This window comes from Flavitalea plasmicola (genome assembly GCF_030546645.1).
Taxonomy (GTDB): Bacteria; Bacteroidota; Bacteroidia; order Chitinophagales; family Chitinophagaceae; genus Puia.
This window is the reverse complement of record NZ_JAUOTO010000006.1, coordinates 418226-440600: the sequence shown is the minus strand read 5'-3', so window position 1 is coordinate 440600 and position 22375 is coordinate 418226. Positions and strand designations below refer to the sequence as shown.

22 protein-coding genes are annotated in these 22375 nt (G+C 50.6%); 16 read left to right on the top strand and 6 right to left on the bottom strand.

Annotated features, from left to right (window positions below; all coding sequences use genetic code 11):
* Both Q4E93_RS23525 and Q4E93_RS23520 read right to left on the bottom strand, forming a co-directional pair.
* On the bottom strand, window positions 1-3072 hold the full coding sequence (locus Q4E93_RS23525) for a SusC/RagA family TonB-linked outer membrane protein (RefSeq protein WP_303589491.1): 3072 nt from the start codon (window positions 3070-3072) through the stop codon (window positions 1-3).
* 209 nt (window positions 3073-3281) lie between these two features.
* Complete coding sequence (locus tag Q4E93_RS23520; protein ID WP_303589489.1) at window positions 3282-4049, bottom strand: NUDIX hydrolase; 768 nt, start codon at window positions 4047-4049, stop codon at window positions 3282-3284.
* A gap of 91 nt (window positions 4050-4140) precedes the next feature.
* Here Q4E93_RS23520 and ligA point away from each other — a divergent pair, with 91 nt between their 5' ends.
* From ligA to Q4E93_RS23505, 3 genes are all read left to right on the top strand, one after another.
* Entirely contained in the window at window positions 4141-6309 is a 2169-nt protein-coding gene (gene ligA / locus Q4E93_RS23515) for an NAD-dependent DNA ligase LigA (RefSeq protein WP_303589487.1), read from the top strand.
* 64 nt (window positions 6310-6373) lie between these two features.
* Window positions 6374-6937 carry an NUMOD4 domain-containing protein gene (locus Q4E93_RS23510; RefSeq protein WP_303589485.1) on the top strand — a complete coding sequence of 188 codons (564 nt, stop codon included), beginning with the start codon at window positions 6374-6376 and terminating at the stop codon, window positions 6935-6937.
* Between the two features lie 47 nt (window positions 6938-6984).
* Window positions 6985-7650 (top strand): DUF2461 domain-containing protein, encoded by a 666-nt coding sequence (locus Q4E93_RS23505; protein WP_303589483.1) that lies wholly within the window; start codon window positions 6985-6987, stop codon window positions 7648-7650.
* 35 nt (window positions 7651-7685) lie between these two features.
* On the opposite strand, the gene Q4E93_RS23500 is transcribed toward Q4E93_RS23505, so the two are convergent.
* Window positions 7686-8675, bottom strand: a complete 990-nt coding sequence (locus Q4E93_RS23500) for an aspartate-semialdehyde dehydrogenase (RefSeq protein WP_303589482.1) — start codon at window positions 8673-8675, stop codon at window positions 7686-7688.
* A 329-nt stretch (window positions 8676-9004) separates the two neighbouring features.
* Between Q4E93_RS23500 and Q4E93_RS23495 the strand changes: the two genes are divergently transcribed.
* Entirely contained in the window at window positions 9005-9544 is a 540-nt protein-coding gene (locus tag Q4E93_RS23495; protein WP_303589480.1) for a hypothetical protein, read from the top strand.
* A 50-nt stretch (window positions 9545-9594) separates the two neighbouring features.
* Here the strand turns inward: Q4E93_RS23495 and Q4E93_RS23490 are convergent, their stop codons facing one another.
* Entirely contained in the window at window positions 9595-10518 is a 924-nt protein-coding gene (locus tag Q4E93_RS23490) for a PfkB family carbohydrate kinase (RefSeq protein ID WP_303589478.1), read from the bottom strand.
* Window positions 10519-10614: 96 nt separating this feature from the next.
* Entirely contained in the window at window positions 10615-11334 is a 720-nt protein-coding gene (locus tag Q4E93_RS23485) for a glycosyltransferase family 2 protein (protein ID WP_303589475.1), read from the bottom strand.
* 121 nt (window positions 11335-11455) lie between these two features.
* Between Q4E93_RS23485 and Q4E93_RS23480 the strand changes: the two genes are divergently transcribed.
* The 12 genes from Q4E93_RS23480 to Q4E93_RS23425 all read left to right on the top strand — a co-directional run bounded on the left by Q4E93_RS23480 (window position 11456) and on the right by Q4E93_RS23425 (window position 21719).
* Window positions 11456-12046, top strand: a complete 591-nt coding sequence (locus Q4E93_RS23480) for a TetR/AcrR family transcriptional regulator (protein WP_303589473.1) — start codon at window positions 11456-11458, stop codon at window positions 12044-12046.
* A 103-nt stretch (window positions 12047-12149) separates the two neighbouring features.
* Window positions 12150-13238, top strand: coding sequence for a 1,2-phenylacetyl-CoA epoxidase subunit PaaE (gene paaE / locus Q4E93_RS23475; RefSeq protein WP_303589471.1), 1089 nt, complete (start codon window positions 12150-12152; stop codon window positions 13236-13238).
* 274 nt (window positions 13239-13512) lie between these two features.
* Window positions 13513-14463 carry a 1,2-phenylacetyl-CoA epoxidase subunit PaaA gene (paaA, locus tag Q4E93_RS23470; protein ID WP_303589469.1) on the top strand — a complete coding sequence of 317 codons (951 nt, stop codon included), beginning with the start codon at window positions 13513-13515 and terminating at the stop codon, window positions 14461-14463.
* Window positions 14464-14465: 2 nt separating this feature from the next.
* A complete protein-coding gene (gene paaB, locus Q4E93_RS23465; RefSeq protein WP_303589468.1) occupies window positions 14466-14750 on the top strand; it encodes a 1,2-phenylacetyl-CoA epoxidase subunit PaaB in 285 nt (94 codons plus the stop codon).
* Window position 14751: 1 nt separating this feature from the next.
* Window positions 14752-15519: a 1,2-phenylacetyl-CoA epoxidase subunit PaaC gene (gene paaC, locus Q4E93_RS23460; protein ID WP_303589467.1), complete on the top strand. Its 768-nt coding sequence runs from the start codon at window positions 14752-14754 to the stop codon at window positions 15517-15519.
* A complete protein-coding gene (paaD, locus tag Q4E93_RS23455; RefSeq protein WP_303589466.1) occupies window positions 15519-16031 on the top strand; it encodes a 1,2-phenylacetyl-CoA epoxidase subunit PaaD in 513 nt (170 codons plus the stop codon). Before paaC ends, paaD begins: the two co-directional genes overlap by 1 nt.
* Before the next feature lie 18 nt (window positions 16032-16049).
* Window positions 16050-16826, top strand: a complete 777-nt coding sequence (locus Q4E93_RS23450; RefSeq protein WP_303589465.1) for an enoyl-CoA hydratase-related protein — start codon at window positions 16050-16052, stop codon at window positions 16824-16826.
* 9 nt (window positions 16827-16835) lie between these two features.
* Window positions 16836-17255: a PaaI family thioesterase gene (locus Q4E93_RS23445; RefSeq protein WP_303589462.1), complete on the top strand. Its 420-nt coding sequence runs from the start codon at window positions 16836-16838 to the stop codon at window positions 17253-17255.
* 20 nt (window positions 17256-17275) lie between these two features.
* Window positions 17276-17866: an acyltransferase gene (locus Q4E93_RS23440; RefSeq protein ID WP_303589460.1), complete on the top strand. Its 591-nt coding sequence runs from the start codon at window positions 17276-17278 to the stop codon at window positions 17864-17866.
* Window positions 17867-17900: 34 nt separating this feature from the next.
* Window positions 17901-18908 (top strand): GTPase ObgE, encoded by a 1008-nt coding sequence (gene obgE / locus Q4E93_RS23435; protein WP_303589458.1) that lies wholly within the window; start codon window positions 17901-17903, stop codon window positions 18906-18908.
* A gap of 197 nt (window positions 18909-19105) precedes the next feature.
* Window positions 19106-19486, top strand: coding sequence for a hypothetical protein (locus Q4E93_RS23430; protein WP_303589456.1), 381 nt, complete (start codon window positions 19106-19108; stop codon window positions 19484-19486).
* Window positions 19487-19538: 52 nt separating this feature from the next.
* Window positions 19539-21719, top strand: a complete 2181-nt coding sequence (locus Q4E93_RS23425) for a S46 family peptidase (protein ID WP_303589454.1) — start codon at window positions 19539-19541, stop codon at window positions 21717-21719.
* On the opposite strand, the gene Q4E93_RS23420 is transcribed toward Q4E93_RS23425, so the two are convergent.
* Complete coding sequence (locus Q4E93_RS23420) at window positions 21708-22256, bottom strand: hypothetical protein (protein ID WP_303589453.1); 549 nt, start codon at window positions 22254-22256, stop codon at window positions 21708-21710. The genes Q4E93_RS23425 and Q4E93_RS23420 overlap by 12 nt on opposite strands.
* Window positions 22257-22375 lie beyond the last annotated feature (119 nt).

Sequence of the window (22375 nt, the reverse complement as noted above, 5' to 3'; positions counted from 1 at the left end):
TTAAAAATTAGCATTGATACCGAAGACAAATGTCTTTTGTGTGGGAGCGGTCAGGTAGGTGATATTCGGGCTGAGGTTCCTGTCCTGGGAATTTTCGAAGTCACGGGTAATCTCAGGATCGCCGCCGGGATATTTTGTAAAGGTCAGCAGGTTGGTGCCTGTAGCGAAGATCCGGAAGTCTTTAAAGAAGAGCTTTTTCAATGTGGCCCGCGGTACCCTGTATGCGATGGTGAGCTCCCTCATCCTCAAGTAGCTGGCGCTTCTCAGGAACATGGTGGAGTTGAACTGATCTTCGCTGGGCACGCCGGGATAGGAGGCTGCGTCCGCCACCAGGCGGGGATATTTGGAAATATCGCCGGGTTTGGTCCAGTGGTCCAGGAAGTCTTTCCGGAAATTCCAGAACTTTTTGGATACGCCCAGGAACTGGTACTTGCCCGAATTTTCGTAAATATTGCCCCCTATAACGAAGGTGAAAAGGCTGGAAAGTTCGAAGCCTTTGTACTGAAGGCTGGTATTGAATCCTCCGAAATAATCAGGTTGTACGGAGCCTACATAAGTCCTGTGGTCGAGCGAAAATGTTTTGGTCTGCTTACCATTTTTATCCAGCCAGATTGGCAAGCCATCGGAAGGATCGACGCCATAGAAGCGTACGAGATAATTCACGCCGACCGGAAGACCTTTTACAATGCGGGTGTCATTTGTGCCGCCACTTACGGCATCGGGCCCCAGCTCATATTCCAGTACTTTATTCTGGTTACGTGCGATATTGCCGCCCACGGACCACTTCAGGTCTTTCCCGTCTATGATCCTCAGGTTGGCGCTGAATTCCAAGCCCTGGTTCAGGATCTTGCTGTTATTTAGGTTCCTGTAGATGCTTGTAAACCCGATGGAGGGGGAAACGCCGGGGTTCAATATGATGTTCGTGGTGGTCTTATAGTAGTAGGCTATTTCACCAGTGAGCCTGTTGTTAAAAAAGCCAAACTCCGCGGCGGCGTCCACGTTATGGAGGGTCTCCCATTTCAGGTCCGGGTTGCCGAGACCATTCAGATACAGTGTAGGCAGGCCGTTATAGGTATTGGTGCCCCGGTTATATTTGTCATAGTACAGACCTGATCCGAAGTTTGCATTGCCGACGATGCCGTAGCTGGCCCGTAATTTCAGATAGCTTAGCCTGGGGATGTCCTTCATGAAATCTTCGTCACTGATGTTCCAGGCGGCCGATGCTGCCGGGAAGAAGCCGTGTTTATGATTTGTTCCGAACTTAGAAGAGCCGTCGACCCTGCCGATGAGCTGGAAGGAGTATTTATCGTGGAAGGTATAATTGATTCTGGCGAAGAAGCTGTTGAAGGTGAATCTTTCCTGGGCCACTTCGGTGATATGCACCTTTGCCGACAGCAAAGAATCCCTGAGGCGTTTGTATTCGCCTCCATTTTCCCAGAAGGGGCGGTCCGTATTCTCGGTGATCGGGTCGGTGGAATATCCTTTACGGGTATAGTCCTGGAGCTCCGTACCTAGTAAGAAGTTGAATTTGTGCTGCTCACCGGGGTTCCAGAGGTAATTGGCCGTGAGGTTGGCCGTTTCGTTCTTACCCCAGGAGGGGCTTCTTTGGGCAAAGCCGGTGTGCTTGCTGGTATCGAGCTGCGGCGTATTGAACTGATCATCATTGGACCTGGTGGATTCGATGGAGTAGTTGCCCCGGACGAAGAGGTTATGAATGGGCTGGTATTCCAGCGCCACTCCGCCCAGCAGACGCTGGTCGGTCTGTCTTCTACGGTATTCGTTGAGGCTGATCACGGGGTTCGTCGTTGTCCTGTAATAGTCGCTGTGGCTGGAATTGTATACGGAGTAGATCGGCAAGGCACTGGACATGGCATCTCCGATGCCGCCATCCCAGGCTGCGTGTACACGTTTATTGGTACCGCGGTTGTAGGCGGATGTCAGGGAGATCTTTAAATTGGGTAAGGCATTATAATCCATGTTCAATCTCGCACCTATGCGGGTATAGGCATTATTCTTCAAGTATCCCTGGTCGTTACTGTACGTAAGGTTGCCGAAGGTCTTCAGCTTACTGGTTCCGGCGGACATCGACAGGCTATGATCGTCGATGAAGCCTTTTTGTGTCAGCAGGTCCCACCAATTGGTATTTGTCTGGCTGGCCTGGGCCCAGGTGACTCCGCCCGGCAGGCTGGCATATCCAGTGTGGCCATCGTTGAGCCATGCTTCCTGGCGTAACTGCAGCCATTGGGGGCCGTCGACAAAATCCAGCTTTTTAGTATAGGTGGCAATGCCCAGTTTGTTGGAATAAGTGAACAGGGGTTGGCCGGACCTGCCTCTTTTTGTTGTGATCAATATGACACCGTTGGCGCCTCTCGATCCGTAGATGCCCGTTGCGCCCGCGTCTTTCAGGATCTCGATGGATTCGATGTCATTGGGATTGATGGAGGACAGCGGGTTCTGGTTCATGGCGCCGCCGTTGCCCCGAAGGAAGGGGTCCGCGATGATGGGCGTTCCATCCACCACATAGAGGGGATCGCCGGAGGCGGAGATGGAACCTACGCCGCGGATGCGTACAACGGAGCCGGAGCCGGCGAGTCCGTTGCCTTGTATTATCTGCACGCCCGGGGCGCGGCCTGCCAATGCGGCTTCGAAGCTGGGTACCGGGATCTCGCTGATCTTGTCGCCGCCGACCCTGGAGATGGCGCCGGTGACCTCTCTTTTGCGTTGGGTGCCATAGCCGACCACGATCACTTCATTCATGGAAGCATTGGTCGCGGTGAGCTGGACATTCACTACGTCTCCTGTGATATCTACCTGCTTTGATCCATAGCCGATGGAGGAGAAGATCAGGGTGTGCGTAGCGGCGGTCACGGTGAGACTAAAGCTACCGTCCGGCGCGGAGGAGGTGCCTCTCGCAGAACCTTTTGGCACGATGGATACGCCAGCCAAAGGACTTCCGTCCTTTGCGTCCGTGACCTTGCCCGTGACCGTTTGGTTCTGTGCGTAGGAGAATAGCGTTGCTAATAGCAGGCATAGTAGGACAGGAGTCCTTGCAAGCAATCGTTTCTTTCTCATAAACTGATCGTTAGTTTAGTCGTTTGTTTAATGGCTAATTGTGTACAAATTACACATTATAATGTGTAAACAATACACAATATTTCATAAAATTTATTATTCTGCCAACTTTAGGGTAAACTTTATTTGCTAAATCGATATAGGGAAGGGCGAATCGTCGCCTTTCCGGGACGAGGATTCAGGGAGCGATATCAGAAAGAAACAAGTCGTCAGAAGTCGATGCCGAACCATTTTTTTCTTTCCTTCTTCTGGTATTTCTCGTAGTTGAATTTGTAGAGCTTGCCGGGGCGATGTGGGACGTCCGTCTCCAGCTCGCCCGTATCTTCCAGCAATTCCATGGAAAAAAACTTCTTCCGGAAGTTGCGTCTGTCGAGCTTTACATCCAGGATGGCTTCATAGAGGTTTTGCAGCTCCCTCAGGGAGAATTGTTTGGGCAGGAGGCTGAAGCCGAGAGGGTGTTCCTGTATCCTTTTCTGCAGCCATTCATAGCATACGTCGAGGATCTGGCGATGATCAAAGGCCATGTCGGACAGGGTCGTCACCCGATGCCAGTGCAACTCGTTGTCCGTGATCTTCAATTTATGATGTTCGATATTGATGAGAGAACAATAAGCGATGGTTACGACGCGGGCGGCGGGGTGCCTTCCTACGTCTCCGAATGCTTTTACCTGCTCAAGGTATACGTCATCGAGCCCTGTACGTTCCTTCAGGATACGATAGGCGGCCTGATCAAGGTCTTCGTGATTGTTCACCAGGTCACCCAGGAGGGACCACTTATTATCGAATTTTTCCAGATCCGATTTGATCAGCAATACTTTCAGCTCGTTGTCGTCGAAGCCGAATATGACGCAGTCCACGGAGATGCCGATGATGCCATCGCTCTCCAGTTGTTTGAGAATAGTCTTAATATTTTTTTGCGGCACAGCAGCGTTACCCGAAGTTTTGGCAGTAGTATCGGATGTTATTTTAAGGTTCATAGAACCACGAATTTAATTCCTTTTCCGGTAACTGTATGCGATTGGTCGTTTGGAAACGATTCCCGTAACTTTATCCGATCAAAAACTTTGTATGTATTCTTCTGAACAGACCCGGCAATTACAGCAACTGACGAAGGAATTAATGGCAGCCAGTAATAGTAAACCCCTGGGAAAGGGGAAGCTGGATGATTTGAGGGATGTGATCCGGTTTCATGAATACCGGTATGCGATCATGAACGATCCGCTGATCTCGGACCCTGAATATGATGGCCTTTACAAACAGCTGGAACACATTGAGGCCGAGCATCCGGAGCTGATAAAGCCGGATTCCCCCACGCAACGGGTAGCCAAGGGGCTTACCAAGGAGTTCCCCACTATGCAGCACCTGGTGCCCATGTTATCCCTGGAGAACTCTTATAATGAAGAAGATCTGTTGGCTTGGGACAAGCGGGCCCGGGAGCTCGCAGGGCTGGAGGAGCTGGAGTATTGTGTCGAGCCGAAGTTCGACGGGGCCAGTATTTCTCTCACCTATGAAAATGATCTGCTCCTGAGGGGGGTGACACGTGGAGACGGGGTAGCGGGCGATGAGATCACCAACAATATCCGGCAGATCCGCAGTGTGCCGCTGAAAGCCGCATTTTCCCGATATGGTCTTCAGCTGGTGGAGATCCGGGGGGAAGTGCTGATGAATAAAAACAATTTTAAAAAGTATAACGACCAGCTGGCGGAGCAAAATCTAGCCCCACTGGCCAATCCCCGTAATGCAGCGGCGGGCTCTCTGCGGATCAAGGATCCACGGGAAGTAAGCCGTCGCAACCTGGAGGCCTTTCTCTATCATGTCAGCTATTTCACTACGATGGAAGGGTGGCAGATGACGGACGGCCATCTCACCAGTCCCGAGGGGGAGGATATGGGAGCCGTCAAGCCAAAGGAGATGCCTGTGCACCCGGCGCTCAAGAGTCACAGCGGCAGTCTGCAAATGTTATGGGATCTTGGTTTTAGAAGTCCCCAAAAGGAAAAAAGAGTCGTAAAAGGCATCCAGGCGGTGCTGGATTATTGTCACGAATTTGAAAAGCAGCGGGATGGTCTGCCTTATGAGATAGACGGCATGGTGATCAAGGTAAACTCCATTGCATTGCAGGATAAGATGGGCATGACCACTCACCACCCCCGATGGGCCATCGCCTTTAAGTTCAAGGCACGCCAGGCTACCAGTATCCTGCGGAAAGTAGAATTCCAGGTAGGTCGTACCGGCAGCATTACTCCCGTGGCCAAGATCGACCCGGTGCCCTTGAGTGGGGTGACTGTCAGCTCTGTCTCTCTGTTCAATGAGGAGGTGGTCCGTGAAAAAGACCTGAAGATAGGCGACCAGGTGCTGGTGGAGCGGGCGGGAGATGTTATTCCTTATATCGTAAAGCCGTTGGCAGAGCTGCGCACAGGTAAGGAAACTGCCATTGTTTTCCCTACGCATTGTCCCGTTTGCGGCGACAAGCTGGTAAAACCGGAAGGAGAGGCTGTATGGCGTTGTGTCAATATCAATTGTCCTGCGCAAGTAGTCGAACGGATCATCCATTTTGCCAGTAAGGACGCCATGGATATCCGCAGCTTTGGAGATGCCAATGTGCGTAAGTTCTTCGAACTGGGGTTCTTAAAGGACATCCCCGGGATCTATCACCTGCCCTACGATAAAATTAGGGAGCTGGAAGGGTTTGGGGAAAAAAGCATTGCCAATCTGCAGGGAGCCATCGAAACTTCCAAAAAACAACCGCTGCACCGGCTGATCTTCGGATTGGGTATCCGTTATGTCGGGGAAACTACGGCCAAAACCCTGGCAGCAGCCGTCAGCCATCTGACGGACTTTGAGGGGTTCTCGCTGGAAGACCTTCAAAACCTGGAAGATGTAGGTCCCAAGGTGGCGACCAGCGTACATCAGTTCTTCCGCAATAAGGACAACCGGGCCCTGTTGGATAAACTGGAGTCCCTGGGCCTGAACCTGAAAAGTCAGAAGGGCGCGCCGGCTGCCGGAGGCAACCTGAATGGGCAAACGTTCTTATTCACGGGTACTTTACAGCGGCTGAAACGGTCCGACGCGGAGGAAATAGTAGAAAAGAATGGGGGTAAGCTACTCAGTGGCGTTAGCAGTAAGCTTAACTACCTGATAGTGGGGGAAGACGCCGGTAGCAAATTGGAAAAAGCCAAAAAAATACCTTCCATCCGTATACTCACAGAGGACGAGTTTATAAAGCTTGTAGACATATAAGAATATTTTCTTACGTTACTGGTAAATCGAAAATCTTTTCCGTAACTTTAAGAAAATTGCAGGCATGATTAGAAAACTATCCGGCGAAGCGTGGAAACCATTGCAGTTTCCCGGCTGGAAACAACTCCGAAAAAAATATGCGCTTTCATCGCAGGGTCGCGTTGCCAGTTATTCTGAGGACGTGATCGCTGATGGCAAGTTGCTTAATGGCAGCCTTACCACAGGCTACAAAACCCTCAATCTTCACCGGCCCGGAAACAACGGTACGCTGTACATTCACCGGGAAATAGCGCGCCTGTTCCTGCCGAAAGCCTCTCCGAAAAACAAATATGTGATCCACGTGAATCACAACAAGCTGGACAATGCCGCCAAAAATCTGAAATGGGCTACATTGGAGGAGATGATCGATCATCAACAGAAGAGTCCTGCCAAGATCGCTTATAAGAAGGTTCAGGCCAATCGCACTGTGGGGCTTAAACTAACGGCTGCGCAGGTGAAGACCATTAAGAAAACCCTTTCAAGCAAGAACCGGCAGCTTACTATCAAAAAACTGGCAGAGAAATACAATGTCAGTGAAATGACCATGTACCGCATCAAGAGCGGAGAGAATTGGGGGAGGATCAAATAGCTTCGGTCTTTCCGACGATAAGAACCACCAGACAGGAGAAAACACATATGTTACAGCCCGCTACGATCAAGTTCCTAAAAGATCTAAAGAAAAATAACAACAAGCCCTGGTTCGAGAAAAATAAAACGATCTACCTGGATGCCAAAGAGGATATGGATCAGTTCGTACAGCAGGTGATCGATGGGCTGAAAAAAATTGACCCGGATATAGGCGCTTTACAACCGAAAGACTGCACTTTCCGTATCTATCGCGACGTAAGATTCTCCAAAGACAAGACACCCTATAAGACAAATATGGGAGCCTCCTTCAACAGGGGCGGCAAAAAGGTTCCCACGGCAGGCTATTATTTCCACTGTGAGCCGGGAGGGCAAAGCATGGCCGGCGGCGGTCTCTGGATGCCAATGCCTCCACATCTTGCCAAGGTCCGGCAAGAAATAGATTACAGCTTCGATGAATGGAAAAAGATCACCGGGAACCGGAATTTTTTAAAGATCTTCCCCAAAGGCGTGGAGGGCATAGAGCTATTGTCCAGACCGCCCAAAGGATATGACGAAGAGAACCCAGCCATCGAATTCCTCAAGATGAAATGTTTTATCGTCTCGCGGGATCTTACCGACGCAGATCTGCAATCAAGGTCCCTGTTGAAAGAAGTATTGAAAACATTTTCTGCCATGAAAGCGTTTATCGACTTTCTCAATCGAAGTATGGATTAGTATAAACGCATATAAAAAGGGCCTTACGGCCCTTTTTATATGAGATGCTCAGCAAGCAGGTATTCCGCTATCTGCACGGCATTGGTAGCCGCCCCTTTTCGTAAATTATCACTTACGACCCACATATTGAGCGTCTTTGGCTGCGTCTCGTCTCTTCTCAACCGGCCGACGAACACTTCATCCTTATTGTGCGCGTCTTTCGGCATGGGGTATTGCTGCGTAGACGGATCATCCACCACCACCACGCCAGGGGCTTTTGACAGCAGGCTCTTTACTTCGGCCATATCGAACTCATTTTCAAACTCCACGTTCACCGCCTCGCTATGGCCGCCCATTACCGGGATACGCACCGTCGTTGCCGTCACCCGGATGGAATCATCGCGCATGATCTTTTTTGTCTCATTGACCATCTTCATCTCTTCCTTCGTGTATCCATTGTCGAGGAACACGTCGATCTGGGGAATGACGTTGAGGTCGATGGGATATTTATACGCCATTTCGCCCTCTACCCCCTTTCTTTCATTCATCAGCTGCGTGACGGCCTTTACGCCCGTACCGGTGACGCTCTGGTAAGTAGATACCACGATCCTCTTCACCTTGTATTTTTTGTGCAGCGGGTTCAGTGCCACAACCATCTGGATGGTGGAACAGTTGGGATTGGCAATGATCTTGTCCTCTTTTGTGAGGGCATCAGCATTCAGCTCGGGCACTACCAGCTTCTTAGTGGGGTCCATCCTCCAGGCGGAGGAGTTGTCGATGACCGTGATACCGGCTGCGGCGAATTTCGGGGCCCATTCCAGGGAGGTGCTGCCGCCTGCCGAGAAGATGGCTACATTGGGCTTTGCTGCAATGGCATCGGCGGCGCTGATGATCTTGTATTTCTTTCCTTTGAAGGTTACTTCCTTCCCTACCGACCTTTCAGAAGCTACGGGGATCAATTCCGTGACGGGGAAATTCCTTTCTGCCAATACGTCCAACATTTTGGTGCCTACCAGGCCTGTGGCGCCTACGACTGCAACTTTCATTTTTTTTGATTATGTGTGTGTTTATTTAAAAAAAAGAGCCTCCCCAATCCGGGAAGGCTCTCATTATCTTGTCATACAAAACAATCAAACCCCTTCCCGCTGTGGGAACTGCTTCTTGGTTTGCTTTGTATGTTTCATTATTATTTGCATAACGGGGCCAAAAATAGGCATGAAAGCAAGAAAATCCAAATTTTTTTAAAGATTACCCTCCCGGAGAATGGGTATGATTGGTAAATCGTGAAAAATAAACCAGGAATAATTTTGGTATGAATATTTATGAAGGAGATTTGCCTGGTTTTAATATCTGTCAAAACTTTAAACTGATGTACATGAAAAAATTGTTTATCCCTGTCGTAGCTATCGCAACCTTCTCCTTTATGTATTCCTGCAAAGGCAAGAATAAGGATGCATCGTCCGATGCCGGCACCACGCAGGAACCTGCCAAGAAAGACGAAACCAAGGCCGCCCCAACCAATGAGCCCAAGACCTATACAGTGACCTTCAGCCCTGACACCGTCCTGCTGGGCAAGAACAAGGAAGCGTTTATAAAGATCAAGAATGCTAAGGCCATCGCTTTGCAGAATCCCGACGGCAAGGATGAGGGTATCGAGCTGACCTTTGACCTGGACGTGACAAATAAGAATAAGGTAGGCGGCCACAATTTCTTTTTCAGTACCAGCAATTTTCGGCTGACCCTGGATAACAACCAGAATATCACTGAAGCAGACGGTAATTCTTCCGGTGTCGATGCTGAATCCACGAAGGAGATTGCGGGTATTAAATACAAGATCCCTGCGGGTGCAAAGCCAAAGACGCTGAACTTATTCCATGATGAGACACGCGCGAGTGTAGGAGTGGAACTGAAATAGTCTGGTCCAGATAAGAAAAGGCCGGCTCACACCCGAGCCGGCCTTTTTATTTATACCAGTTCGATATCGAAATTTACCAGGTCTACGAATTGTCTGATCCGGCCGTCAATATCCCGTTTGGTGATCTCTTTAAGGCGGGTGGGGCCGAATTTCTCTACGCAGAAGGATGCCATGGCCGAGCCTACGATAATGGCCGTCTTCATATTTTCGAATGAGACATCGCGGGTCTGGGCGATATGACCGATGAAGCCTCCTGCAAACGTGTCGCCGGCACCGGTGGGATCAAAGACCTCTTCCAGGGGCAGGGCGGGTGCAAAAAAGACCTGGTCCCCATGGAAAAGCAATGCCCCATGTTCCCCTTTCTTAATAACGAGATATTGGGGTCCCATTTTCTGGATCTCTTTTGCCGCCTTGACCAGGGAGAACTGGCCGCTGAGTTGACGGGCTTCGCTGTCATTGACCAACAGCACGTCCACCATGGTAAGGAGCTTTTTCAGGTCGGGCAAGGCATTGTCCATCCAGAAGTTCATGGTATCCATGACAATGAGCTTGGGACGGATCTTCAGCTGCTGAACGACGCTGATCTGCAGGCTGGGCAATACGTTGCCGAGCATGACGAATTCGCTGCCCTGGTAGCTTTCCGGAATGATGGGATTGAAGTCGGTCAGTACATTGAGGTCAGTCACCAGGGTATCCCGGGTGTTCATGTCCATGTGGTAGCGACCACTCCAGAAGAAGGACTTTTTATCGGATACGATTTCCACGCCTTCCAGGTTCACGCCTCTGCGCGTTAATTCGTCCATTTCTTCCTGAGCGAAATCGTAGCCGACAATGGACACCTGGTTAATGGGCCTGATGAAGTTGCTGGCTGCATAAGCGGCATAGGTAGCGGCTCCACCAACAATCCAATCTGTTTTACCGAAAGGGGTCTCAATGGCGTCATATGCCATGGAACCGACAACAATTAGAGACATAGCGTTTGTTTGCCCCCGGCTCCTAAGGGGGTGTGAATTAAATTAAAAATGGCCTTAAGGAGCTTTGTCAGGCGGTGCAAACCTACATAATTTCAGTCACAGGACAAGGGGCGGGCGTACAGTCTCTATCCGCTGCGCATTCTTCTGGTGCCAGTAGAATTGCTTCTTTATTTTATGAGCAGGGAATCGGTAATGATAGCTCAATTTCAGTTTTAGGTTATGCCGGCTAAGCCGCTTGGCAAATTCTTTGTATCGTTGAAGGACATACTGCAGGTTGATGTATTTGTAATGAAGCAGCAGGAATTCTTTCTCGGAGAAAATGATCTCCCCTATGGGATGGGCTTCGTGAGCGCCATAGCCATAGTTCATCTCTTTTATCCTCGCCTTGTTGAAACAGATCCATTTGCCTGGAAAGTCCTTATATATCACCCCATGATCCATTCCGGCTATGTCCCAATCATCTTTCATATTTATCATATTCGTGAACCAGGTGCGGATGATGGTGGCTTTGGTGGATAAAAGATATTCAGGATGAATATCCAACCATTCATCCACATCGCACACGACCACCCAGTCTGTCGCGGCATTTTTCCAGCAGCTGTTCTTGATATTCAATAATGCCTGATCGCTCATTTTGTCATTCGTATAAAAATTCAGCACTTTACAATTATGCTGCCTGGCTATTTCCCTGGTATTATCCGTCGAAAAATTGTCATATATGACTATTTCACATCCGGGGAAACGCTGTTGGTAGAACCTGATGGTATAAGGCAATAGAAGCTCTTCGTTGTACGCGATCAGATAGATAGTGACCATAGTGAAGTTTGGTTTAGGGCATTTACGCCTGTAAAACTTTCTATGCTGGGAAAAGAATCTTAAAATTTTCTAAAAATCGACGGCTAACACTTGTTAGTATTTTTCTATCTTTACGCTCCATATGGCAAAGATCCAGGGTAAAAAGAACAGCACTAAAAAGGAGGTCATTATCGAAAAGGCGTCCAAGCTCTTCCGGGAAAAGGGATTTGGGGCGGCGTCGATGCGGGATCTGGCCGAGAATGTGGGTGTGGAAGCCGCCAGCCTGTACAATCATATTCAATCGAAGTCGGAAATATTACAGACTATCTGCTTTAAAGTAGCCAATGAGTTCATGACCAACCTGGAGCAGGTGGAATCCAGCAGTGAGTCCACGCTGAAGAAGATGGAGGCCATTATCCGGCTGCATATCCGCATGATGCTGGACCAATATGAGTTCATTTATATTTCCGACCATGAATGGCGGCATTTGCCCGAGCCTTATCTCTCCAATTTTCTCAGTCAAAGAAGGAGCTATCGCAAGCGGCTGGGAGATATAATAGAAGAGGGTATTGCCAAGGGGGAGATGAAACATATCGATCCATATGTAGCCGTGCTGATCATATTATCCGCCGTCAGCGGCATAGACTCCTGGCAGCGGAGCCGCAAGAGCACCAGCGCCGAGGCATTGGAGACGAATATGGTAAAATACCTTATCGAGGGACTGAAGAAGTAGCCACAAGCGGCAAGCTACAAGCTGCAAGCGGCACCTAATAATCATATCAGACTTAAAAGATCTTGCTTGTGGCTTGTAGCTCACAGCTTGCAGCTCAAAAAAAATGGCCAGTCATTTCAGGAAATTACGGGTACAGGATGTCCGTCGTGAAACAAACGATTGTGTCTCCGTCGCCTTTGCCGTTCCAAAGGATCTCCAGGAGGAATTCAGGTTCATCCAGGGGCAGAACATCACGATCAGGACCCGCGTAGGGGAAGAGGAGATACGTCGAAGCTATTCCATCTGCAGCAGCCCTTTTGAAGAGGAGCTCAGAATTGCCGTTAAAAAAGTGCCGGGGGGACTTTTCTCCACTTATGCCAATGATCGGCTGAGAATAGGAGACGAGCTGGAGGTGCTCCCGCCCACCGGCGCATTCTATACTCCCCTTGACCCGGCGAAGCCCAAAAGCTACCTGGCTTTTGCAGCAGGCAGCGGCATCACACCTATCCTATCCCTGATCAAGACGGTGCTGGCGGCCGAGCCGGACAGTCAGTTCACCCTGGTGTACGGCAACCGTCACAGGCCTTCCATCATATTCCGGGAGGAGTTGGAGGCGTTGAAAAACCGGTATATGCATCGCCTGGCGCTGCACCATATCCTTAGCCGGGAAAAAACGGATATTTCCCTGCACCAGGGCAGGATCGACGCGTTGAAGTGTGCGGAGCTTTGCGACAAGCTGATCGACCTGGCGGGCACGGATGAGGTATTTCTATGCGGGCCGGCACAAATGATCTTCACGGTGAAAAGCTGGCTGGAGGAAAAAGGTGTTGATCACCGTAAGATCCATTTCGAATTGTTCCATACCCAGGAAAGGCTTTCATCGGCAGGGGGCGTAGAAAATGCTGCCGTCAAGACACCGCTGACCGGAAAGATCAGCCGGGTGACCGTACGGCTCGATGGCGCCAGCGTTGAGTTCGACCTGCCTTTTGAAGGTGATTCTGTTCTGGATGCCGCCTTATTGCAGGGCGCCGACCTGCCTTTTGCCTGTAAGGGCGGGGTCTGTTGTACCTGCCGGGCCAAGCTGGTGGAAGGAGAGGTGGAAATGGATGTTAATTATGCGCTGGAAGAAGACGAACTGTCGGAAAGATTTATTCTTACCTGCCAGTCCCATCCCAGATCAGAGAAAGTGGTAATAGATTTTGATACCAGGTAAAATAGACCCCGGCACCCTGGTGGGCGTCGAGAGTTTTATCCAGCCATCCCCTACAAACCGGGAAGGGGTCCAGTTGCCTACGCTGCCGTTGTAGCCATCGTATTGAATTTCCCAGATGGACTCGCTGTTGTTCTTATGATTGATATCAAAAAGGTCGGCATAATTCGTCCACAGGAGGCGAAAAAAAGCACAATCGCTGGATTTGGAACGGAACTAACAGTTGTTAGTATGTTTAAGATAAAAAAAGTATCTTTACAGCTGCAAATTTTATCATATGTCTGTGCAGGATCTTGAAAAAATATTCCAGGATAAGATAGACGCGGATATTCGTATCGAGCCTAAGGACTGGATGCCCGATGCCTACCGTAAGACATTGGTCCGCCAGATGTCCCAGCATGCTCATAGCGAGATCGTAGGGATGCTGCCAGAAGCCAACTGGATCACGAGGGCCCCGACCCTTCGACGCAAGGCGACACTGATCGCCAAGGTGCAGGATGAGGCGGGGCACGGGCTTTACCTGTATTCGGCGACCGAAACGCTGGGCACAGGCCGGGATGAGCTGCTGGAGCAGCTGCACACCGGGAAAGCCAAGTATTCTTCTATATTCAATTATCCGACACTCACCTGGGCGGATATGGGCGCCATCGGCTGGCTGGTGGATGGAGCGGCAATTATGAACCAGGTGCCATTGTGCCGGGCTTCCTATGGACCGTATGCGCGGGCCATGGTCCGGATCTGTAAGGAGGAAAGCTTTCATCAACGGCAGGGGTTTGAGATCCTGCTTACGCTAAGCAGAGGCAGCGAGGCTCAGCGGCGGATGTGTCAGGATGCGATCAACCGTTGGTGGTGGCCTTCAGTCATGATGTTTGGGCCCAATGATGACGCGTCTCCCAATAGCGCACAAAGCATGCAGTGGAAGATCAAGCGTTTTTCAAATGATGAATTACGTCAAAAGTTCGTGGACGTGTCCGCAGAACAGGTGAAGATACTGGGAATGACCTTGCCCGATCCGGACCTGGTATGGAATGAAGACAAGCAGCATTATGATTTCGGGGCCATTGACTGGGATGAATTCTGGAATGTGATCAAGGGTAACGGGCCTTGCAATAAAGAGCGGCTGGAGGCGAGGGTCAAAGCGCATGAGGACGGGGCGTGGGTAAGAGAGGCGGCGATGGCGTATGCAGAAAAGGTGTCACGAAATTCAGTAAAAAAAGAGATTGCATAATTATGTCAAATCAGTGGCCACTTTGGGAGATCTTCATCCGGAGCAAACAGGGGCTGGATCACAAGCATGCGGGCAGCCTGCATGCCGCAGATGCGGAGATGGCTATCGAAAATGCGAGGGATGTATATACCCGTCGCATGGAGGGAGTCAGTATCTGGGTAGTAGAAAGTAAACATATTCATGCCTCCAACCCGGATGAGGCAGCCAGCTTTTACGATCCGGCCAATGATAAGGTCTACCGGCATCCGACGTTTTACGACTTGCCGGACGAACTAAAGCACATGTAACATGTCTGAATCAACCTTTCTTTTTCAGTATGTCCTCCACCTGGCAGACGACGTCCTCATCCTGGGTCACCGCAACAGCGAATGGACGGGGCATGGGCCTATCCTGGAGCAGGATATCGCCATTTCCAATATTGCCCTGGACCTGATAGGACAGGCAAGAAATTTTTATCAATATGCCGCACAGCTTTCGAACGAAGAGGGCATCAGCGCTACGGAAGACAGCCTGGCCTATTTGCGGGACGGCTGGGATTTCAGGAATTGCCTGCTGGCAGAGCAGACCAATGGTGACTGGGCAAAGACCATCCTGCGCCAGTTCTTCTTCAGCGCCCACCAGGTCGACCTGTATGCGTGGCTGGCGAAAGGCAATGATACCACATTGGCGGCCATCGGGGCTAAAGCCTATAAAGAGGCCATCTACCACCTTCGCTGGAGCAGCGAGTGGGTCATCCGGCTGGGAGACGGCACGGAGGAAAGCCATGCGCGTATGGTCAGGGCCCTGGATGAACTATGGAAATTCACGGGAGAGTTGCATACGCCTGTTCCTTATGAGCTATGGGCCACCGGCGCCGGGATAGGTCCGGATCTTTCATTGCTACGACTGAAATGGGAGGAAAGGATCAAAAATATATTTGACGAAGCAGGGTTGACATACCCGTCGACGCAGTGGATGCAGACGGGTGGAAAAGAAGGGCGTCACACGGAGCAACTAGGCTATGTCCTGGCGGAGATGCAATTCCTGCAAAGAGCTTACCCCGGATGCGAATGGTAATGGAACGTCACCACGATAGCGCAACCGTCTCTATAGCGGAGATCCGATCGTTACTGAAGGAAGTGAACGATCCGGAAGTTCCTGTGCTGTCTATACTGGACCTGGGTATCGTCCGGGATATTAAAGTGGACGGAGATAAGGTGGAAGTCGTTATAACGCCCACCTATAGCGGTTGTCCTGCGATGGACATGATCCGCACCGAAATAGGGGCCGCGTTGGGCCGGCATGGCTATGGCAATGTCCGGATCACTACGGTGCTTTCGCCGGCGTGGACGACGGAATGGATGAGCCAGGAGGGCAAGGATAAATTGAAAGCTTATGGTATTGCTCCGCCCAACCCATTGCAGCAGGTGTGCCACGTAAGGCCATTTCAGCGGGAAGAGGCTGTCCAGTGCCCGCATTGCCATTCCTACCATACCCGCCTGATCAGTGAATTTGGAAGTACGGCGTGTAAGGCCCTGTATCGCTGTGAAGATTGTAAAGAGCCATTCGACTATTTCAAGTGTCATTGATCTTCTAATTATATCCACATGTCTTCTATATTATTCGAGGTCCGCGACCACATCGCTTTTATCACGCTGAACCGTCCCGACAAGCTGAATGTATTCAATAGGGAGATGGCATTGCTTTTACAAAGCCGGTTGGATGAATGCGCCAGCCTTCATGAAGTGAGAGCCGTCTACCTGACGGGCGCCGGCAAGGGATTTTGTGCGGGCCAGGATCTGGCGGAAGTGGTCGACCCGGAAGGGCCGGGCATGGAGACGATCCTCAGCGAGCATTATAACCCGATCATCACCCGTATCCGGAACCTTCCCAAGCCTGTTCTGGCGGCGGTGAGGGGTGTAGCGGCAGGCGCGGGTGCCAATATCGCCCTTTGCTGTGATGTCGTCGTAGCTTCGGCCTCGGCCTCTTTTATCCAGGCTTTTTCGAAGATAGGCCTCATACCCGACAGCGGAGGCACCTATTTTCTTCCCCGGCTGGTGGGCTGGCAGCGTGCATCAGCCATAGCTATGCTGGGAGACAAGGTCATTGCCAGTGAGGCGGAAAGAATGGGGATGGTGTACAAGGTTTATGAGGAAACGGAATTTGAATCAGCCTCACATGCCCTGGCGGTCACGCTGGCGCGACTTCCAACGAAAGCCCTGGCTCTTACCAAGCATGCCCTCAATTATTCTACTGTCAATTCTTTTGAGGCCCAGCTCCTGTTGGAGGACGAGCTGCAGCAAAAGGCGGCTGCTACAAAGGATTATGCGGAGGGCGTCCAGGCTTTTCTGGGTAAGCGGGTCCCTGATTTCAAGGGAGAATAAATTTTATATATGAAAAGTAAAGCAACGCGGATCGTCGACGCCATGATGGAGAAGGATCATTTCAGTCAATGGCTGGGTATTGTCCGGCTCGGCGAGCGGGAAGGTTATTGCCGGCTGCAGATGATCGTGCGGCCGGAAATGTGCAATGGGTTTGGTATTGCGCATGGAGGCATTACTTATTCCCTGGCGGACAGTGCCCTTGCTTTCGCCTCCAATAGTGGCGGCAAGCATGCCCTATCGATAGAAACTTCCATTTCGCATATACGTCCCCTGCAGGCGGAAGATGCCATCATTGCCACTGCGGTGGAGAAAAGCCCCGGTAATAAGATCTCCATCTATGAAGTAAGGATAGAAAAAGAAGATGATGGGGAACTGGTAGCGCTTTTCAAGGGGACTGTATACCGGAAAAGCATTGATTGGGAAGTATAATTGATTTAAAGACCAGGCAAATGATCTACGAATTTAAAGGATACAGGCCTGTGGTGGATATTTCCGCTTTTATCCATCCGCAGGCGACCGTCACCGGCAATGTGGTGGTGGGGAAAAACGTTTATATCGGGCCAGGCGCGGCCATCAGGGGTGACTGGGGGCGTATTATCATAGAAGATGGCTGTAATGTACAGGAGAATTGTACGGTCCATATGTTCCCGGGCGTCACGGTGTGGTTGAAGGAGGGTGCGCATGTGGGTCATGGGGCAGTGGTCCATGGGGCTGTCATTGGGCGCAATTGCCTCATCGGCATGAATAGTGTCATCATGGATAATGTTCAGTTGGGGGAGGAATGTATCGTAGGCGCGCTTACTTTTATAAAGGCGGGGATGGAGATACCCCGGCGTAGCATGGTCGTAGGCAATCCCGGCGTGATCATTAAGGAGGTCAGTGATGAGATGATCCGGTGGAAGACGGAAGGTACGGCGTTGTACCAGGCTTTGCCGGATGAGATGCGGGGAGCCTGGAAGGCCTGTGAACCTTTGAGGGAAGGGGTTCCGGGGGAGGGAGGCGATATGGAGGGGGCTTCCGGGTATAAACCTTGGAAATGACGCCTTGTTTTGGAATGCGTATATTTGCACCCTTGTGGAAAAATCAAATTTTGTAGACCAGATCAGGATATTCTGCCGAACCGGGCACGGCGGCGCGGGAAGTAAGCATTTTGCGCAGACGAAGTTTAATGCCATGGCCGGACCTGACGGGGGGAATGGGGGACGGGGAGGACATATCATCCTCCGTGGGAGCAAGCATTTGTGGACCCTTCTGCATCTGCGTTATTATAAGAATGTGCTGGCGGAGAATGGCGAGGCGGGCAGCGGCAATAACTGTACCGGCCGTTTTGGCAAAGACATCATTATCGAAGTCCCGCTGGGTACCATTGCCCGGGACGAGGAGACGGGTAAGAAGGAGGTCGAGATCTTAGAGGATGGGCAAGAGGTCGTCTGGCTAAAAGGGGGAAAAGGCGGTCTGGGCAATGCCTTTTTTGCCAGTCCGACGAACCAGGCACCAGAACATGCACAGCCGGGGCTCCCCGGTGTGGAAGGCTGGAAGGTGCTGGAATTGAAGGTCCTGGCCGATGTAGGATTGGTGGGATTCCCCAATGCTGGCAAATCCACTTTGTTATCCGTCATCACGGCTGCAAGGCCAAAGATCGCTGACTATGCGTTCACGACCATCACACCGCAGCTGGGAATGGTAGAATACAGGGAAGGCCGGTCATTCTGCATGGCCGATCTGCCCGGTATCATCGAAGGTGCGGCCGAGGGTAAGGGTCTGGGGCACCGATTTTTACGTCATATCGAAAGAAATCCTGTCCTGCTCTTTCTCATCCCCGCAGACAGTACGGATCACCGCGAGGAATTCCGGATCCTGGTGAAAGAGCTGGAGAAATATAATCCCGAGCTGCTGCATAAACAATTCATCATTGCCATCAGCAAGTCTGATATGCTGGATGATGAATTGAAGGAAGCGATCAGCAAGGAATTGCCTGACAATATTCCCCATGTATTTATCTCATCTGCTACGCAAAAGGGTCTGACGGAACTGAAAGATCTGCTCTGGAAGGTCCTCAACACCCCCGCAGAAACGAATTAACATTAAAATATATTCTTGATGTTAACCCAAAGTTTACATTACGGGTTTGTAATCCCCGGAGTTCATTTATATATTTGCATTAATCTATAAGTTCTTTCCCGATTGGCCTGCCTTTTTACGTTGCTGCCTCCTTTTTGATTGATAGCCGCAACGTTGCTTCGTCATATACGTTAAATCAGCCATTTAAACCCCATTATATGAAGAAGCACCTTTCCTCCATTCTTTTTGGCAGCCTGTTCCTGCTATTGGCCATTTCAGCCAGCGCTCAATCCGGCGATTCTCCGGCCAAGGGCGAACCTGCCCTGATCAGGTACGTGGGTACCCGGGAAGACATGGTCGTATTTGATATTTCCTATCCCAATCCCGATGGTGCGGCTTTCGACCTAGCAGTGAGAGACCAGGATGGCATCGAGCTGTACAAGCATACTTTCCGTGTGAAGAATTTTTGCAAACAGTTCAGGCTGCCCAGATCCGAAAAAAGCAAGCTAAGCTTTATCCTCCGCAACGGAAAAGAGGCTGAGCTGATAAAGACCTTTGAGATCGGTGTCAACAGCCGGAGGCAACAGAAAGTAAAATAGTAGGTGATATTGCTATTTTTTCGGAGGTTTGCTCCGAAAAAATCTTAACCATATGATATATCCGAAAAGGATCCTCTTAACGATTGTGTTGTCCACCACCCTGCTGCGCAGCATGGCGGACGAAGGCATGTGGCTACCCTTGCTGCTAGGCGAGCAGGTGTATGGCGACATGGTAAAAAAAGGGTTGAAGCTTACAAAGGAACAGCTCTACAGCATCAACAAAGCTTCCTTAAAAGACGCCATCATTATTTTTGGCCGGGGATGTACCGGCGAGATCGTGAGCAATGACGGTCTGATCTTCACCAATCACCATTGCGGCTATGACGCCATTGCCTCTTCCAGCTCCATCGAGCATAACTATCTGCGTGACGGCTTTTATGCGAAGAGCAGGCAGGAGGAGATACCGGCACGAGGTCTTACTGCCGACTTCCTCTTAAAGATCGAAGATGTGACAAAGGAAGTGGAGGATTCTCTAAAGGGCCTTGCCGGAGATGAACGGGCAACCCGGCAACAAAGCGTACTTACTTCGATCAACAACCGGTTTACCGACGTCCAAAAAAGTATCACTGGCAGGATCAGCCCTTTGTTCAAGGGGAATCAATTCCTTGTTTTCGTCTATCAGCGTTATAGCGATATCCGGCTGGTGGGCACTCCGCCGGAAAGCATCGGAAAATTCGGGGGCGATACGGACAATTGGGAATGGCCACGTCACACGGGTGATTTTTCCATCTTCCGTATATATGCCGGAAAGAACGGTGAGCCTTCGGAATATTCCACCGACGACGTTCCTCTCAAGCCTAAGTATTTCCTGCCTGTCTCCATCAAAGGGTTAAAAGACGGGGATTATGCGATGATCTATGGTTACCCGGGCAGCACCAACCGCTATGAGACCTCCTTCGGGGTGAAGCAAAAGATCGATGTCGACAATCCTACGCTCGTAAAGCTCCGGGATATCCGTCTGAAATATATGTTCGAAGAAATGAAGAAGGATCCCGCGGTCAAGCTACAACTGGCCTCCAGCTATGCAAGTATCGCCAATTACTGGAAGTTCTTTGACGGGGAATCGAAGCAATTGATCAAATACGGCATTTACGATCAGAAGAAGGCCCAGGAGGCTGCATTTCAGCAATGGGCGGAAGCGCATACCGGGTATGATCATCTCTTCAAGGACTGGGCCAAGGCATACGAGGACTGGCGTCCGTATAGCCGTCACAGGGTCTATATGAACGAAGGCATTCTAGGCAGTCCGCTCATCGCCTTTGCCGCCAGTCTGCAGGAGCTGGAATATACACTGGTGAAACCTGGCTACGGGGATCTGAAAAAGGCTCTGCAGGCGGCCGGGGAAGCACGTAAGAATTTTGTAAAGCAGGAGAACAAGCCTTCAGACCAGCATATCCTGGCGGCTATAACCCAGTCCTATTACACGGACATCGATAAGAGCCAGCAGCCTATTGGATTTTATGAAGCGATCAGGTCATCATATGGCCCATTGCAGGAAGATGCCACTTACCAAAAATATGCTGCGGCAGTTTTTGCAGGCACCTTCCTTTTTGACGACGCCCGCTGGAACGCTTTTGTCAATCGCCCGGAGGCAAACCTGCTGCAAGAAGACCCTGCGTATAAACATGCCGCTGCTTTTCTCCGGAACTGGCAGGGCAAATACCTTTCTTTCTACCAGCAATTTAACTCCCGCAACAATGAGCTGGGGAGGTTGTACCTGAAAGGCATCATCGAAAAGGACCCTAAAAAGGTCCGTTATCCCGACGCCACTTTCACCATGCGTGTGTCCTATGGCAATGTAAAGTCCTATAGTCCCCGCGACGCTGTCCATTACGACTATGTCACGACATTGAGCGGGGTGCTTGAGAAATATGTCCCGGGAGATTATGAGTTCGATCTGCCTCCCGGGCTGGTAGAACATGCTAAGAAAAAAGACTTCGGCCAATACGTCGACAAACAGCGCAATGACCTGGTAGTAGGCTTTATCACCACCAATGATATTACGGGCGGCAATTCAGGTTCGCCTGTATTGAATGCCAATGGAGAGCTGATCGGTCTCGCTTTCGACGGCAATTATGAAGCGCTCAGTCATAAGATCGCTTTCGACGCCCAATACAACCGGACCATCTGCGTGGATATCAGGTATGTATTGTGGTGTATCGACAAGCTGGGCGGCGCTCCTAATATCATCAATGAGCTGAAGCTGGTGCGTCCTGTAGCCTCAGTCCGTTAGGTTCAATGATGTCCGCAAAGTGCTGCTGCCTGTGGCCGGAACATGCAAAAGGCTTGTCAAGGTGCTATAGTCCATCGACTTCAGCTGTTCCCTGGTATAGGTTTGGACCGACCCGTCGCCGCCATTCACCGTCACCTTGGCAGGGATGATCACATACCTGTATTTTGCGCCGGACCAATCGCCCGAATAAGACAGCAGCTCGATCTTCCCTACGGCGAAGTATTCCTGGAAAGGCAGGGTGCCATTGACAATACTGGAGTCTCCGGATAAGGGGGCAAACAGCATCAGGTATCCGATGACAGAGCCATGGTTCAGCACTGTGGAGGTGATGGAGGCAGCAGTGATGGATTGATAGTAAATGGAATCTCCGGTGTTTTGATCCTTATCGCCAGTCATGTGGAGGGTGATCCAGTTGGAGTACATTACACTATCGGGTCCTGCGGGACCTGCGGGGCCCGTATCCCCTTTTTTACAGCTCGTGGTCATAAAGAACCCGATCGCGAGGGATGCTAATAAGCAGCGTTTCAGACTTCTCACAGCTTTTTAATTTTTAGGTTTATAATATGTGCCAGTATAGGAATACGCAAGGATGGCGGAAACGGTCTATTTCAAATCGGTCAATTTTACATTTTCGCCGGCCAACGGGCTTATGCAAC

Coding starts and splice junctions, on each gene's coding strand:
- Q4E93_RS23525 (WP_303589491.1), bottom strand. CDS start 3,072: ATGAGAAAGAAACGATTGCTTGCAAGGACTCCTGTCCTACTATGCCTG.
- Q4E93_RS23520 (WP_303589489.1), bottom strand. CDS start 4,049: ATGAACCTTAAAATAACATCCGATACTACTGCCAAAACTTCGGGTAAC.
- ligA (WP_303589487.1), top strand. CDS start 4,141: ATGTATTCTTCTGAACAGACCCGGCAATTACAGCAACTGACGAAGGAA.
- Q4E93_RS23510 (WP_303589485.1), top strand. CDS start 6,374: ATGATTAGAAAACTATCCGGCGAAGCGTGGAAACCATTGCAGTTTCCC.
- Q4E93_RS23505 (WP_303589483.1), top strand. CDS start 6,985: ATGTTACAGCCCGCTACGATCAAGTTCCTAAAAGATCTAAAGAAAAAT.
- Q4E93_RS23500 (WP_303589482.1), bottom strand. CDS start 8,675: ATGAAAGTTGCAGTCGTAGGCGCCACAGGCCTGGTAGGCACCAAAATG.
- Q4E93_RS23495 (WP_303589480.1), top strand. CDS start 9,005: ATGAAAAAATTGTTTATCCCTGTCGTAGCTATCGCAACCTTCTCCTTT.
- Q4E93_RS23490 (WP_303589478.1), bottom strand. CDS start 10,518: ATGTCTCTAATTGTTGTCGGTTCCATGGCATATGACGCCATTGAGACC.
- Q4E93_RS23485 (WP_303589475.1), bottom strand. CDS start 11,334: ATGGTCACTATCTATCTGATCGCGTACAACGAAGAGCTTCTATTGCCT.
- Q4E93_RS23480 (WP_303589473.1), top strand. CDS start 11,456: ATGGCAAAGATCCAGGGTAAAAAGAACAGCACTAAAAAGGAGGTCATT.
- paaE (WP_303589471.1), top strand. CDS start 12,150: ATGGCCAGTCATTTCAGGAAATTACGGGTACAGGATGTCCGTCGTGAA.
- paaA (WP_303589469.1), top strand. CDS start 13,513: ATGTCTGTGCAGGATCTTGAAAAAATATTCCAGGATAAGATAGACGCG.
- paaB (WP_303589468.1), top strand. CDS start 14,466: ATGTCAAATCAGTGGCCACTTTGGGAGATCTTCATCCGGAGCAAACAG.
- paaC (WP_303589467.1), top strand. CDS start 14,752: ATGTCTGAATCAACCTTTCTTTTTCAGTATGTCCTCCACCTGGCAGAC.
- paaD (WP_303589466.1), top strand. CDS start 15,519: ATGGAACGTCACCACGATAGCGCAACCGTCTCTATAGCGGAGATCCGA.
- Q4E93_RS23450 (WP_303589465.1), top strand. CDS start 16,050: ATGTCTTCTATATTATTCGAGGTCCGCGACCACATCGCTTTTATCACG.
- Q4E93_RS23445 (WP_303589462.1), top strand. CDS start 16,836: ATGAAAAGTAAAGCAACGCGGATCGTCGACGCCATGATGGAGAAGGAT.
- Q4E93_RS23440 (WP_303589460.1), top strand. CDS start 17,276: ATGATCTACGAATTTAAAGGATACAGGCCTGTGGTGGATATTTCCGCT.
- Q4E93_RS23430 (WP_303589456.1), top strand. CDS start 19,106: ATGAAGAAGCACCTTTCCTCCATTCTTTTTGGCAGCCTGTTCCTGCTA.
- Q4E93_RS23425 (WP_303589454.1), top strand. CDS start 19,539: ATGATATATCCGAAAAGGATCCTCTTAACGATTGTGTTGTCCACCACC.